12 protein-coding genes are annotated in these 13,572 nt (G+C 70.7%); all 12 read left to right on the top strand.

Going from position 1 to position 13,572, the window contains the following annotated elements:
* Positions 1-224: 224 nt before the first annotated feature.
* The 12 genes from BW991_RS21330 (at position 225) to BW991_RS23540 (ending at position 13,565) form a co-directional block, all read left to right on the top strand.
* On the top strand, positions 225-2,177 hold the full coding sequence (locus BW991_RS21330; protein ID WP_244551779.1) for a cytochrome D1 domain-containing protein: 1,953 nt from the start codon (positions 225-227) through the stop codon (positions 2,175-2,177).
* Between the two features lie 191 nt (positions 2,178-2,368).
* A complete protein-coding gene (locus BW991_RS21325) occupies positions 2,369-3,070 on the top strand; it encodes an SCO family protein (protein ID WP_244551778.1) in 702 nt (233 codons plus the stop codon).
* Between the two features lie 4 nt (positions 3,071-3,074).
* Positions 3,075-3,761: an SCO family protein gene (locus BW991_RS21320; RefSeq protein ID WP_076604129.1), complete on the top strand. Its 687-nt coding sequence runs from the start codon at positions 3,075-3,077 to the stop codon at positions 3,759-3,761.
* Positions 3,762-3,766: 5 nt separating this feature from the next.
* The gene (locus BW991_RS21315) at positions 3,767-5,353 is read left to right on the top strand and encodes an ABC transporter substrate-binding protein (RefSeq protein ID WP_244551777.1); all 1,587 of its coding nucleotides are present in this window, start codon (positions 3,767-3,769) and stop codon (positions 5,351-5,353) included.
* Positions 5,354-5,384: 31 nt separating this feature from the next.
* Positions 5,385-6,104 carry a SurA N-terminal domain-containing protein gene (locus BW991_RS21310; RefSeq protein ID WP_170879149.1) on the top strand — a complete coding sequence of 240 codons (720 nt, stop codon included), beginning with the start codon at positions 5,385-5,387 and terminating at the stop codon, positions 6,102-6,104.
* A 216-nt stretch (positions 6,105-6,320) separates the two neighbouring features.
* Complete coding sequence (locus BW991_RS21305; RefSeq protein WP_076604127.1) at positions 6,321-6,875, top strand: response regulator; 555 nt, start codon at positions 6,321-6,323, stop codon at positions 6,873-6,875.
* A gap of 112 nt (positions 6,876-6,987) precedes the next feature.
* Complete coding sequence (locus tag BW991_RS21300) at positions 6,988-8,712, top strand: GspE/PulE family protein (RefSeq protein ID WP_076604126.1); 1,725 nt, start codon at positions 6,988-6,990, stop codon at positions 8,710-8,712.
* Positions 8,693-9,487, top strand: a complete 795-nt coding sequence (locus BW991_RS21295; RefSeq protein ID WP_076604125.1) for a hypothetical protein — start codon at positions 8,693-8,695, stop codon at positions 9,485-9,487. The genes BW991_RS21300 and BW991_RS21295 overlap by 20 nt, the downstream gene beginning before the upstream one ends.
* On the top strand, positions 9,487-10,041 hold the full coding sequence (locus tag BW991_RS21290) for a PilN domain-containing protein (protein ID WP_076604124.1): 555 nt from the start codon (positions 9,487-9,489) through the stop codon (positions 10,039-10,041). Before BW991_RS21295 ends, BW991_RS21290 begins: the two co-directional genes overlap by 1 nt.
* Positions 10,028-10,576 (top strand): GspMb/PilO family protein, encoded by a 549-nt coding sequence (locus BW991_RS21285; protein ID WP_076604123.1) that lies wholly within the window; start codon positions 10,028-10,030, stop codon positions 10,574-10,576. Before BW991_RS21290 ends, BW991_RS21285 begins: the two co-directional genes overlap by 14 nt.
* Positions 10,576-11,202, top strand: coding sequence for a secretion system X translation initiation factor (locus BW991_RS21280; RefSeq protein WP_076604122.1), 627 nt, complete (start codon positions 10,576-10,578; stop codon positions 11,200-11,202). Before BW991_RS21285 ends, BW991_RS21280 begins: the two co-directional genes overlap by 1 nt.
* On the top strand, positions 11,199-13,565 hold the full coding sequence (locus BW991_RS23540) for a secretin and TonB N-terminal domain-containing protein (protein ID WP_139335977.1): 2,367 nt from the start codon (positions 11,199-11,201) through the stop codon (positions 13,563-13,565). Before BW991_RS21280 ends, BW991_RS23540 begins: the two co-directional genes overlap by 4 nt.
* Positions 13,566-13,572 lie beyond the last annotated feature (7 nt).

The raw sequence follows: 13,572 nt of genomic DNA, 5'->3' as shown, positions 1-13,572 counted from the left end.
GCATCACGCAGCAAACACGGGGCGCGGTTCTGCCAGCCGCGCCCCGGCCGGAGCAGACGGTCCGGAACGCGCCTTCGGGTGCGTTTTTTAGGGGAGTCTTCATGGCAGTGGGACTCCCCGGCTTTTTATCGGATGAGCGGGCGCCGCGAGGGCGGCGCCCCCATCCCACGGATTTCGCAGCAAGGGACGGCCTGGGGCCGCCTCTGAAAATGAGGGAGACCACCGTGAGCAAACTTCGCTTCGCAACACTATCGCTGCTGGTGTCGTGCGCCTTGTCGGGAACGACCGTCGCTGCCCCGGCCCCCGTGTCCGCATCGGCGTCGGCGATAGCGGATGCCAAGCCCGCGGCCAGCGGACGCCTGGTGCGCGACGGCGTGGCGATCGACTTCGAAGCGCGCCCGGCCGGCGATGCCGCCGAGCTGGTCGAGGGCGGGCTCGCCGACATCCGCTTCCGCATCACCGACGCCAACACCGGCAAAGGGCTGCCGGGACTCGCACCGGGCGCGTGGCTGGACCTCGCGCAGGTGATCTCGAACCCGAAGCTCAACGAGCAGAAGGAATGCAAGGACAAGATCGCGCTCTACCTGAAGGGCGTGGTCGGCGTGCGGCCGATGGTGGACCTCAACAGCTATTACCTGCTGGTGCTCAACAAGGATCCGAGCATCAGCGTGATCGACCCGCTGACCTCGGTGGGCGGCGTGACCAGCACGCTGACGCGCATCATGCTCAAGCGGCCGCCGGTGGACTGGGCGAAGAGTCCCGACGGCAAGCATCTGTTCGTGTCGATGCCGGTCGCCGACCAGGTGGCGGTGGTCGATGCGGCGAGCTTCCGCGTCGTCAAGGATGTGGAGGCGGGTGACGAACCGGTGCGCGTCGCGGTGCAGCCCGACGGGCGCTACGTGTGGGTCGGCAACAACTCGCGCGACCCCAACAGGAGCGGCGTCACGGTGATCGACGCCCACAGCTTCAAGCCGGTGAAGACGTTCGCGACCGGCAAGGGGCACCACGAGATCGCCTTCAGCGACGACTCGCGCCACGCCTTCGTGAGCAACCGCGATGCGGGCACGGTGAGCGTGTTCGACGTCGCGTCGATGCAGAAGGTGAAGGAGCTGCAGACCGGACCGCGGCCGATCTCGGTGGCGCAGTCCTCGCTGTCGAAGGCGCTGTACGTCGCCGACGGGCAGGCGGGCACGATCACCGTGATCGACGCCAAGACGCTGGCGACGCGCAAGGTGATCCAGGCCAAGCCCGGGCTCGGGCCGGTGCGCTTCACCGCCGACGGCCGCTTCGCCTTCGCACTGAACACGCTGGAGAGCGTCGCGACGGTGGTCGATGCGGGCAGCGACGAGGCCGTGCATGACATCACGGTCGCCTCCGAGCCCTACCAGGTGACCTTCACGGCAGGCTACGCCTACGTGCGCGGCCTGGCGAGCGAGCGCGTGACGATGGTGAAGCTGGACTCGCTGGGCAAGGGCCGCGAGCCGGTGCTGCAGAGCTTCGCCGCGGGCGGCGAGGCGCCCAAGCTGGCGGGCGATCTGCCGCTGGCGGCGAGCCTCGCGGCGCGCAACGACGAGGGCTCGGTGTTCGTCGTGAATCCCGCCAACAACACCACCTACTTCTACATGGAAGGCATGAACGCGCCGATGACCGGCTACCTCAACCGCGGCCACACGGCGCGCGCGGTGACGGTGGTCGACCGCGCGATGAAGCAGGGCGAGCCGGGCGTGTTCTCGACGCAGGTGACGCTGCCGGCGTCGGGCAAGTTCGACGTCGCCTTCATGCTCGACCGCCCGCAGGTGCTGCACTGCTTCAGCGCCGAGGTGAAGCCGGGCGCGGTCAGCGAAGCCAGGCTCGCGGTGCCGCGCCTCGAGTTCCTGCCCGTGCCGGTGACGGTGCAGGCGCCGGGCAAGACGACGGTGCGCTTCCGCCTCGTCGCCGGCAAGAAGGACACGCCGCGTACCGGCATCAAGGATCTGAAGGTGAGCTACTTCGTCGCCCCGGCCGGCACGCGCCAGCGCGCCGCGGCACGCGAGGTGGGCGACGGGGTGTACGAGGCGCAGGTGCAGCTCGGCGAGACCGGCGCGTACTACGTGCATGTGGACTCGGACGCGCTGAAGGATGCGCAGAACAAGCCCTACCTGACGCTGCGCGCGGTGTCGGCGGTGGCGGGCAAGTGAGGAAGGTCGGTAAGTCACCGGGCGATCGATCACATACCTCCGTTCGCCCTGAGCCTGTCGAAGGGCAGTCGCAGGGCTTCGACAGGCTCAGCCCGAACGGTACTTGGTTGCCCGGGCAATCAGGATCAAGTGTGGAGGGGGCGATGAAGAAGGGAGCAAGGAACACGAAGCGCGATCGCAGGACCCGGATCATGCGCGCCAGCCTGATCGCGCTGGCGGTGACGGTGGCCGCGAGCATGATAGCTCCGGGGCTGGCGCGGGCGCATTCCGAACACGCGATGAAGCCGCAGCCCACGCAGCTCGCCGCGGCCGATGCCCACGCCGGTCATGCGGGCGGCCATGCGAATCATGCGAATCACGCCAGCCACGCCAACGACGACGTGAAGCTGCCCGAGGACGTCGTGGTGCGCTTCGCCGACGTGAAGCTGCTCGACCAGAACAGCCGCGAACGCAGCCTCAAGGCCGACGTGATCGGCGATCGCATCGTGGTGATGGATTTCGTCTATACCAGCTGTACGACGGTGTGCCCGGTGGTCTCCGCGATCATGGGCGAGGTGCAGCAGAAGCTCGGCGGGCGCGTGGGGCGCGAGGTCGCGCTGGTCTCGCTCACCGTCGATCCGGTCCGCGACACCCCCGCCCGCCTGCGCGACTACGCGCGTTCCCGCGGGGCGGGCGCGGGGTGGTCGTGGCTCACCGGCAGCACCACCGCGGTCAACGACACGCTCAAGGGCCTGGGCACGTGGACGCCGAACTTCGAGGATCACCCCGTCGTGATGATGGTCGGCGACGGCCGCAGCGGCAAATGGACGCGCTTCTACGGCTTCGCGGACCCCGCGATGCTGGTCGCACAGGTCGAATCGCTCATCGCGGCGCGTGCCGCAACCCGGGAGTAAGAGCATGAACGCAGCACGCCGCACCCTTCTTCTCGCATCCCTCGCGGCCCTCGGGCTGGCCGCCGCGCCCGGTGCCTTCGCGCACGGCGACAAGCATGCCGAGCACGGCGCCGCCCCGGCGGCGGCCTCCGCGCAACCGGCCGCGCAGGTCGTCACGCCGCCGGCCACCGGCGGCGGCACGCACGACGCGCGCGCCTACTTCACCGACACCGAGCTGGTCGACCAGAACGGGCGCAAGGTGCAGTTCTACAGCGACGTGCTGAAGGACCGCGTCGTGATGCTCAACGTCGTCTATACGAACTGCAAGGACGCCTGCCCGCTGATCACGCGCAAGCTCAAGGAGGTGCGCGACGCGCTGGGCGAGGAGGCCGCGCGCAAGGTGCATTTCATCTCGATCAGCAGCGATCCGCTGAACGACACGCCGGCTTCGCTGAAGGCCTTCGCGGCGAAGAACGAGGCCGACAACCCGAACTGGATCTTCCTCACCGGCGACAAGGCCAGGGTCGACTTCGTGCTGAGCCGCCTCGGCCAGCTCGGCAGCAGCGCCGAGGAACATTCCACGCTGCTGATCGCTGGCGACGTCGCGACCAAGCGCTGGAACAAGATCCGTCCCGACGCACCGCCGCCGGCGATCGCCGAACGGCTGAAGGTGCTCACCGAGCCCGTGGCCAAGGTGAGCATGGGACGGTGACGATCATGGCAAGCCGCCGCCTGTTACGGTGGTCGGGTGTGATGGCCGCGCTGGTATGCGTCGCGGGGCCTGTGGCCGCAATCGAGCTGACTGCTTCCGAAAAGGCCGGAAAGCAGATCTTCCTCGAGGGCCGCAGCGCCTCCGGCAGCAGCATAGCGGCCCGCGTCGGTGGCGCGGACACGGCAATACCGGCAACGGTGGTGCCGTGTGCCAACTGCCACGGCGCTGATGGCCGCGGGCGGCGCGAGGGGGGCGTGCGCCCGCCCGACATCACCTGGCGGCGGCTTGCCCTCTCTTACGGCCAGCGGCTCGAAAACGGGCGCGAACGGCCGGCCTACGACGCCGCGAGCTTCGCGCGGGCCATTTCCACCGGGGTCGACGCGGGCGGCAACCGGCTCGACCCGGCGATGCCGCGCTTCGTGATGTCGGCGCGCGACGTCGACGACCTGACGGCCTACCTGAAGCGCCTCGAGGACGATGGCGATCCGGGCCTGCTCGCGGACAGCGTGCGCGTCGGCACGCTGCAACCGGCTACCGGGCCGCTGGCCGAACTCGGCAAGACCGTCACGGCGATCCTGCGCGGCACCTTCGATGCCGTGAATGCCGGCGGCGGCGTGCATGGCCGGCGCATCGAGCTGGTGGTCGCCGACCCCGGCCCGGATGCGGCGGGCGCCGAAGTCGCGCTGCGCCGCCTCATGGAGGAGGAGCAGGTGTTTGCCGTCGTCGCGCCGCTGGTGCCGGCGCTGGAGGGGCGGTTGGGCGAAATCGCCGATTTCGCGCGCATGCCCGTGGTTGGTCCGCTCGCCCATCTCGCGGGCAGCGGCGGCCGTTTCGTGTTCGACCCCCTGCCCGGTCTTGGCGAGCAGCTCGGCGCGCTCGGCGAATACGCCGCCACGGCGCTCAAGCTGACGAATCCGCCCGCCGCGATCGTGCATCCGGACGAAGCCCGCAGTGGCGCCATCGCCAGCGCACTCGCCGAGCGCCTTGCGCGCCGCGGCTGGTCGCAGGTGCGCGCTTATGCCTACGTGCCCGGCGCGTTCGACGCGGCCGGCGTGGGTACGGCAGTGGCCGGGCAGGGGGCGCAGGCGGTGTTCTTCATCGGCCGCGACGCCGACTTCGGCGCGCTCGCCGCGCAGGCGCCGCTGCAGAAGGCACCGCCGTGGATGTTCGCGGCCGCCAACCAGGTCGGCCCGTCCGCGCTGCAGCTGCCCGCGGCGCAGGCCGAGCGCGTGTTCATCGCCTATCCGACGCTGCCGCAGGACTGGAGCCCGCAGGGGGCGGGCGCGCTACGCGCGGTGCGCGAACGCAGCGGCGCGGGCGATCGCCACCCCGCCTTCCAGGTCGGTGCCTATGCCGCGGCGCTGGTGATGGTGGAAGGCTTCAAGCGCGCCGGGCGCGACGCCAGCCGCGACAAGTTCGTCACCGCGCTGGAGAACATGCACGGCTTCCAGACGGGCGTGACGCCCGCCATCGGTTTCGGCCCGGGGCAGCGCATCGGCGCGCCCGGCGCCCACATTGTCGGCGTGGATGCGCAGAAGCGCGTGTTCCGCCCCACCGGCCGCTACGTGCGCCTCGACACCGTGCAGGAGTGAGGGCATGGGCTATCGTTAGGAGGAACAAGGTGTGAGGACAGACCAGGTACAGGGCAAGCGCGCCGCCACGGCGCAGGAGAGGAGAGGAGGGACCGCGCGCCACGCGCTGCGCGGTCTGCGGCTCGGGGCGGCGGCCCTGTGCCTGGTCTGCACCCTCGCGTTGCCGACGTCGGCCGCCGCGCAGGAGGTCGGCGTCGCCGCGCGCGTGAACGGCGCGGAGATCTCCGTATTCCGCCTCGAACGCCATTTCGAGGACTACCTCAAGCTCCAGGCGCGCAACGTCGCGGCGATCCGCAATCCCGAAGTGTTCAAGCGCCTCAAGCGCGAAGCGCTCGATCAGCTGATCGACAAGGAGCTGCTGTGGCAGGAGTCGCAGCGGCGCGGCGTGAAGGTCGATGACGCTGCCGTGGAGCAGGCGCGCAAGGGCATCGAGGCGGGTTTTGCGACCCCCGATGCCTACGAGCGCCGCGTGCGCGACGCCGGGTTCAGCGACGCCACCTACGCCGAATACCTGCGCCACGAGCTGGCGGCGAGCCGCGCCCTGCAGGACCTCGCCGGCATGCCCGAGGTCAGCGACGAGGACGTCAGGCGCACGCTGGAACAGGAGCCGGCGCCGGCGGGCATGCCCGAGGCCGAGGCGAAGCGGCAGGTGCGCGAGTACCTCGTCGTGAGCCGGCGTGCCGAGGCTGGGCACAGCGCGCTGCAGAAGCTGCGCAGCGCGGCGAAAGTGGATGTGCTGCAGAAATTCTGAACGGGGCCGGGTCACTTGCCCCACGCTGGGGGGAGTGGCCCGGGCGGCGGGTGGCTTTTCCCCACTTTCGGGGGGCGGAACAGGAAGGCCGGCGCGCCGGATTCACGCAAAACCGGCCTGTTGCGCGGGATGGGGAAGGTGGCACGAAGCATGCTGAAGTACCGTCAACGCCACACCCGGCATCGTGGACTGGGCGGTGCGAAAGCGGAGACGGCCATGTCAGCCAGCCGGAAAGTATTGATCGTCGAAGACGAGGACATCCTCGCGGAGAACCTGCAGGCCTACCTGCAACGGGCCAGCTGCGATGCCCGCGTGGCGTCCGACGGCGCGAGCGCGATCAGGGCGCTGGACGGCTTCGTGCCCGACGTGCTGGTGCTCGACTACCGCCTTCCCGACATGTCCGGCTTCCAGGTGCTGGACGCGATCCGCATGCGCGGGGCGACCGCCAACGCCGTGCTGATGACGGGGCAGCCGCGCAACGAGGTGTATGACGAGGCGGTGCGGCGGGGTATCGAGCACATCCTGTTCAAGCCCTTTCCGCTCGCCGAGCTGTCGAAAGTGGTGTGCAGCCTCGGCCCGTGGGTGCCGACGCGGGTTGCGGGCGGGGGGGAGCAGTACGGGGCGCACGGGTTGACGCATGCGGACCGGCGCCAGCATCCGAGCAACCGCTTTCCGATGCGGCTGTACGACGGGACCTGGCTGTTCGCCGACCGGCGGCACGCCGACAGTTGTCGGCCGCTCGGCGAAGGTGAAGGCGAAGGCGAACAATGACAACAGAGAGGCGCGGCAGGGCGCGAAAGAGACAGGCAGGACGCGCCGTGCAGCGATAAGAACTGAAGAAATTGCGGGCCGGGTCGGACGCAATCCGCAGGAGATCGATGCGATGGACATGCATGTCATCCCCGAGATGGTCGTGCCGGACGACGGCAGCGGCGTGGTCGGGCGGCTCGATGCCGCACTGTTGCGGACGGCGCGCGAGCGTGCCGCGACGCACGGCCGCCGCGCCATCGACGAACTGGAGGAGCTGGCCGGACTCGAGCCGCGCGAATTCGTGCGCCGCCTGGCGGTCACCCTGCATTTCCCGGTGCTGGGCAGCGAGCAGCTGTTCGCCAGCACCCCGGACTTCGCCAAAGTGCCGCTCGCGGAGGCGATCAAGCACGAGTTCGTGCTCGTGAAGCGTCCGCCGGAAGCGGGCGGCGGCCTCGTCGGCGTGCTCTCCGACCCCTTCGACGGCGCGCGCCTCGCCTGGATCGACGAGCGCCTCGCCGGCGCCGAGCTGTATCTCGCGCACCCGGCGGATCTTTCCGCCTACCTCGCGCGCCACGAAGAGGACTTCCACGCCATCGACTCGCTCGCCGAGGCGCACGAGGAGGCGGAGATCGTCGAGGACGTCGAGACGCTCTCGCTCACGCGCATCAGCGAGGATTCCAGCGTCGTCGTCAAGCTGGTCAATTCCACGCTCTACGACGCCCTCAAGGCCAAGGCCAGCGACATCCACCTGAGCGTCACCGGCAGCGGCATGGTGATCAAGTACCGCGTCGACGGCGTGCTCAACACCGCCAGCCGCGTGCAGGGCGCCGAGGTCGCGGAGCAGATGATCTCGCGCGTGAAGGTGATGGCCGAGCTCGACATCGCCGAGAAGCGCGTGCCGCAGGACGGCCGCTTCAAGGTGTCGATCAAGGGGCGCCAGATCGACTTCCGCGTCTCCATCATCCCCAGCATCTTCGGCGAGGACGCCGTGCTGCGCGTGCTCGACAAGCAGGATCTCGCCGACCAGGTGCACGGCGTGCGCCTCGACTCGCTCGGCTTCGAGGCCGACGTCATGAAGACGCTGCGCCGCCTCGCGGGCGAGCCCTACGGCATGGTGCTGGTCACCGGCCCCACCGGCAGCGGCAAGACCACCACGCTGTACGCGATGCTCACCGAGATCAACCGCGGCGTGGACAAGATCATCACCATCGAGGACCCGGTCGAATACCAGCTCCCCGGCGTGCTGCAGATCCCGGTGAACGAGAAGAAGGGGCTGACCTTCTCGCGCGGCCTGCGCTCCATCCTGCGCCACGACCCGGACAAGATCATGGTCGGCGAGATCCGCGACCCCGACACGGCGCAGATCGCGGTGCAGTCCGCGCTCACCGGCCACCTCGTGTTCACGACCATCCACGCCAACAACGTGTTCGACGTCATCGGCCGCTTCACGCAGATGGAGGTCGACCCGTACAGCTTCGTGTCGGCGCTCAACGGCGTGCTCGCGCAGCGCCTGATCCGGCTCGCCTGTCCGCACTGTGCGGTCGAGCTGCGTCCGCGCGACGACGAGCTCCTCGCCTCCGGCATCGACCCCGCGCAGACGCACGGCTGGCGCTTCGTGCACAGCCCCGGCTGCGGGCGCTGCCGCGGCAGCGGCTACCGCGGCCGCACCGCGATCGCCGAGGTGCTGCTGCTCGACGACGAGCTGCGCCAGACCATCATCGACCGCAAGCCGATCGCCGAACTCAAGGAACTCGCGAAGAAGCGCGGCCTGCGCCTGCTGCGCGAATCCGCACTCGATCTCGTGCGCACCGGCCAGACCACGCTCGAGGAGATCAACCGTGTCACTTTTGTCGCGTGACGATTTCGTCGCCGTTCTCGCCCCGGCGCGGGCGACGCTGCTGCGCGCGGGGCGGGGGGGCCCCGCGCCCTGCGGCGCCAGCGACTGCGAGGGCGGCTGGAACGGCGCCGCCGACGCGCTGCAGGGGCTGATGCGCGAGGGCGGCGCGCGCCGCGGCGGGCTGACGGTGGTGCTGTCCAGCCATTTCGCGCACTTCCTCCTGGTGCCGTGGAGCGACGCGATCGGCTCGCCCGCCGAACTGGAGACCTTCACCCGCATCGGCTTCGAGGACATCTACGGGCCGATCGCGGCCGGCTGGGCGCTGCGCATCTCGCCCGAGGCGGCGGGGCGTCCGCGCGTCGCCGTGGCGATCGAACAGGCGCTGCTGGACCGCCTGCAGACCGTCGCGCAGGGCGCCGGGATGCGCCTCGCGTCGGTACAGCCGCACCTGATGGCCGCCTACAACCGCCTGCAGCCGCGCCTCGCCCGCGACAACTTCGTGTTCGCCGTCGCCGAGCCGGGCCGCTGCAGCATCCTGCTCGCGCGCGCCGGGCAGTGGCTGTCGGTGCGCTCCAACGCCAGCGCCGACAGCGAGCGCGCCGTCGCGGCGCTGCTCGAACGCGAATGCGAGCTCAACGGCGTCGGCGATCCGGCAGCGGGGCCGGTGCCGGCGGTATATGTGCACGCCGCGGGCCGCACGGCGGTCGCCTGGCCCGCCGTCGAAGGCATCGCGCCGCAGGCGCTGGCGCTGGGCGGTGCCGATGCGTGGCAGGACATGGCGCTGGCGGCGGCCTGATGAAGCGCCTCGAACTCGACTTCCGCCGCGCGCCGCGGCCCCGCGCCGGCGGCTGGGTGCTGTTCGTCGCGGGCATCGCCCTCATCGCCACGACGATGTGGACCAGCGTCGAGATCGAGGCCGAGGCCGCCGCGCTGGAGACCACCGTGCGCGACATCGTCGCCGGCCTGCCCGAGGCCCTGCTCGACCAACACCCGCCGGGCGCCGGCACAAAGGGGCGCGATGGCCGCGACACCGCGCTGGCGGACATGCAGCGCGTGCAGGCGCGCATCGACAACCGGCCCTGGCAGGACCTGTTCTCGACGCTGGAGTCGCTCGCCAGCGACGACGTCGCGCTGCTGTCGCTGACCCCCGACGCGCGCAAGCGCCAGCTGCGCATCACCGCCGAGGCGCGCGACCTCGGCGCGATGCTCGCCTACCACCGCAAGCTGGAGGACACCGCCGTGCTGCGCGACGTGTCGCTCGTCAATCACGAGTTCGTCGAGCAGGTGCAGGGCCGGCCGGTGCGCTTCAGCCTCGTCGCGAGCTGGGTGACGGACCATGCGCATCCATAAGCTGACGTTCCACGAAGCGGTGCGCCGCCTCGGCCTGCCCGGCCTCGGCGGCGCCGTGCTGCTTGCCGCCGCGGCGGGCTGGGCGGTGCTGGTGGTGATGCCCGGCATCGAGTCGCGCGAACGCGCCGAACAGCACATGCTGCGCGCCCAGGCGCAGGCCGCGGCGGTGCTGCGCGGCGAAGTGCAGGTCACGCAACCGCCTGCGCGCCAGCTCGACGACTTCTATGCCGGCCTGCCCGCCCAGCCTGCCGCGACGAGCGCGATCGACGGCCTGTACGCGGCGGCCGACGCGGAGAAGATCTCGCTCGCGCGCGGCGAGTACGCGCTCGCGGTGGAGCAGGGCGCGAACATGGCGCGCTACCAGATCCTGCTGCCGGTGCGCGGCAGCTACGCGCAGCTGCGCCGCTTCATCGACACCGCGATCGCGAAGGTGCCGGGCCTGAGCGTGGAAGACCTGGACGTGGAGCGCAAGGCGGTGTCCGACACCGAGCTCGAAGGGCGCATCCGCATGACGCTGTACCTGTCGAGGCGCTGATGGCGAAGCGGCGCGGGCTCTTCTGGGTGGTGTTCCTCGGCGCGGCCGCTGTGCTGGCGATCGCGCCCGAATTCTTCGACAGTCCCGTGGCGGAGCCGGTGCAGCCGGCGGCCCGTCCGCGCCCGGCGGCGTCCGCTCCCGCTCCCGCGCCGGTCGCGTTGAGCGGCCAGCTCGCCGAGCTGCGCTCCGCGGCGGCACCGGCGGGCACGCCGTCCGCGCCCGTGCACGGCGAGGCGGCCGCGCCCTCCGCGCCCGATGCCGCACCGGCCGCCCAGGCTGCGCCGCCAGCGCCGGCCGATGCGGCCCCGCGCCCCGCGCCGGAACTCTTCACCGCGCACAGCTGGTACGTGCCGCCGCCGCCTCCGCCGCCGCCCCCGCCGGCACCCCCTCCGCCGCCGCCGCCCGCACCTACCGCGCCTCCCATCCCCTACGAATATCTCGGCAAGCTCGCCGACGGCCACAGCGTGCGCGTCTTCCTCGTGCGCGGCGAGCGCCCCTACACCGTTATCGAAGGCGACGTGCTGGACGGCAGCTACAAAGTGAAAAGCATCACCGACACCACCATGACGTTCGTCTACCTTCCATTGAACATCACCCAGACCCTGCCAGTGGGAAGCAAACCATGATGCTGGAGACGATGCTCCGCCGTGCCGCGCCCCGCGTTGCGATCCTGCTGCTGGCGTCCCTGCTTGCGGGCTGCGCCACCGATGCGCTGCAGCGCGAAGGCTCGCGGCTGATCGACGAGGGGCGCTACGAGGAAGGCCTCGCCAAGCTCGACCAGGCCGTGCGCGAACAGCCGCGCGATGCCGCGACGAACATGACGCAGACGACGCAGCGCGCGCGAGTGATCGCCGCGCTGCTGGCCACCGCCGAGCGCGCGCGCCTGATGCGCGACCACAACGCCGCCACGCGCGGCTTCGAGCGCGTGCTCGCGCTCGACCCCGCCAACGAACGCGCACGCGAGGCCCTGCGCCAGCTCGACCAGCTGCGCAACGCCGGCGAGACGGTGCGCCAGGCCCAGGCCGCGCTGCGCCGCGGCGACCCCGACGGCGCCGACCGTCTCGTGCGCCCGGTGCTCGCGCTCGACCCGCGCAACGACGCCGCGCTCGCGCTCAAGCGCGAGATCGAGGACATGCGCGCGAGCAACGTCACGCCCTACCCGCAGCTGCGCTCGAAGATGTCCGCGCCGGTGACGCTGGAATTCCGCGACGGCAACCTCAAGCAGATCTTCGAGGTGCTGTCGCGCAACGCCGGCATCAACTTCCTGTTCGACAAGGACGTCAAGCCCGACCTCAAGGCGACGCTGTTCGTGCGCCAGGTGCCGGTCGAGCAGGCGGTCGAGCTGCTGTTGCTGCAGAACCAGCTGCAGCAGAAGATCATCAGCGACAACACCGTGATGATCTACCCCGACACGCCGCAGAAGCAGCGCGACTACCTCGACCTGACGATCCGCACCTTCCACCTCGCCAACACCGACGCCAAGACCGCGATGAACATGGTCAAGACCCTGCTCAAGACCAAGGACGTGTTCATCGACGAGCGCCTCAACACGCTGACGATGCGCGACACGCCCGACGCCATCCGCCTCGCCGAGAAGCTGCTGACCGCGCAGGGCCTGCCCGAGCCCGAGGTGGTGCTCGAAGTCGAGGTCATGGAAGTGTCGCGCCAGCGCATCCTCGACCTCGGCCTGCAGTGGCCCAGCACCTTCGGCATCCTGCGCCCGGACCTCGGCGGCCCGCCGGGAACGCTCAGCCAGTACCGCGGCATCGACCGCGACCGCATCACCATCGGCCCCTCGCCGGAGCTGCGCATCAACGCCAACGACAGCGACGTGAACACCCTGGCGAATCCGGTGATCCGCGTCAGCAACAAGGAGAAGGCGCGCATCCACATCGGCCAGCGCGTGCCGGTGGTGAGCGCCACCTCCACGCCTTCGACGCAGGGCCCGGTGATCACCGAGAGCATCCAGTACCTCGAGGTCGGCCTCAAGCTCGAAGTCGAGCCGACCGTGCATCTCAACGACGAGGTGCTGATCAAGATCGGCCTCGAGGTCAGCAAGGCCACCGCGCAGACGCCGACCAAGAACGGCACCATCCCCGTGCAGGTCGACACCCGCAACGCCGCCACCTCGCTGCGCCTCAAGGACGGCGAGACGCAGATCCTCGCGGGCCTGATGCGCAACGACCACGACGTCTCCGGCAACCGCATCCCCGGCCTCGGCGACATCCCCGGTCTCGGCCGGCTGTTCGGCAGCAACAAGGACACCATCGGCAAGTCCGAGCTGGTACTGTCGATCACCCCGCGCATCGTGCGCAACATGCCCTACATGAACCCCTACGACATCGAGTACCCGTCGGGCACCGAGGCGGTGCTGAAGGCGCGCACCGAACCCCTGCTGCGCATGACCACGACTGCCCCGGCCGTTGGGGGCGCGCCGGCGCCCGCGAACGCCATGACGCGCGACGCGATCGCCCCCGTACCCGCGCCCGCGGCGGTGGCCGCGCTCGCGCCGCCCGCCAGCGCCGGCAGCGACGTGCCCGCCGTGGCCACTGCGGCCGCCTCGCCCGCCGCCGCGACGCTGTCGTGGACCGCGCCCGCCGGCCTGAAGCCCGGCGAGGAGACCGACGTGATCCTGCGCGCCAACGTCACCCAGCCGCTCAGCACCGCGACCGTGCAGTTTGCCTACGACCCGGCCGCGCTGCGCGTCGTCGCCGTGACCGAGGGCGACGTCATGAATGCCGACGGCGCGATCACCTCCTTCGCGCCGCGCATCGACGACAAGACCGGACGCATGTTCGTGGCGTTGTCGCGCTCGGCGCCGCAGGGCGCGCGCGGGGACGGCGCGCTGATGCGCCTGCGCGTGGTCGCGCTGCCCGGCAGCGCCGCCCCGGCCGAACTCAAGGTGACCAGCGTGTCGGCCTTCGGCGAGGGCAACCGCCCGGTGTCCATCCCGCTGCCCGCGGCGCTCGCGCTCGGCGCGAGGCCCTGAGGACGGA

The sequence above is a fragment of the Aromatoleum tolulyticum genome (assembly GCF_900156155.1).
Classification (GTDB): domain Bacteria; phylum Pseudomonadota; class Gammaproteobacteria; order Burkholderiales; family Rhodocyclaceae; genus Aromatoleum; species Aromatoleum tolulyticum.
Note: the sequence above shows the minus strand (reverse complement) of the source record. Positions and strands in the feature narration are given on the sequence as shown.

What these genes read in the sequence shown, in the direction of transcription:
- BW991_RS21315 (WP_244551777.1), top strand. Translation starts at nt 3,767, where the DNA reads ATGGCAAGCCGCCGCCTGTTACGGTGGTCGGGTGTGATGGCCGCGCTG.
- BW991_RS21290 (WP_076604124.1), top strand. Translation starts at nt 9,487, where the DNA reads ATGAAGCGCCTCGAACTCGACTTCCGCCGCGCGCCGCGGCCCCGCGCC.
- BW991_RS21320 (WP_076604129.1), top strand. Translation starts at nt 3,075, where the DNA reads ATGAACGCAGCACGCCGCACCCTTCTTCTCGCATCCCTCGCGGCCCTC.
- BW991_RS21300 (WP_076604126.1), top strand. Translation starts at nt 6,988, where the DNA reads ATGGACATGCATGTCATCCCCGAGATGGTCGTGCCGGACGACGGCAGC.
- BW991_RS21285 (WP_076604123.1), top strand. Translation starts at nt 10,028, where the DNA reads ATGCGCATCCATAAGCTGACGTTCCACGAAGCGGTGCGCCGCCTCGGC.
- BW991_RS23540 (WP_139335977.1), top strand. Translation starts at nt 11,199, where the DNA reads ATGATGCTGGAGACGATGCTCCGCCGTGCCGCGCCCCGCGTTGCGATC.
- BW991_RS21325 (WP_244551778.1), top strand. Translation starts at nt 2,369, where the DNA reads ATGCGCGCCAGCCTGATCGCGCTGGCGGTGACGGTGGCCGCGAGCATG.
- BW991_RS21280 (WP_076604122.1), top strand. Translation starts at nt 10,576, where the DNA reads ATGGCGAAGCGGCGCGGGCTCTTCTGGGTGGTGTTCCTCGGCGCGGCC.
- BW991_RS21305 (WP_076604127.1), top strand. Translation starts at nt 6,321, where the DNA reads ATGTCAGCCAGCCGGAAAGTATTGATCGTCGAAGACGAGGACATCCTC.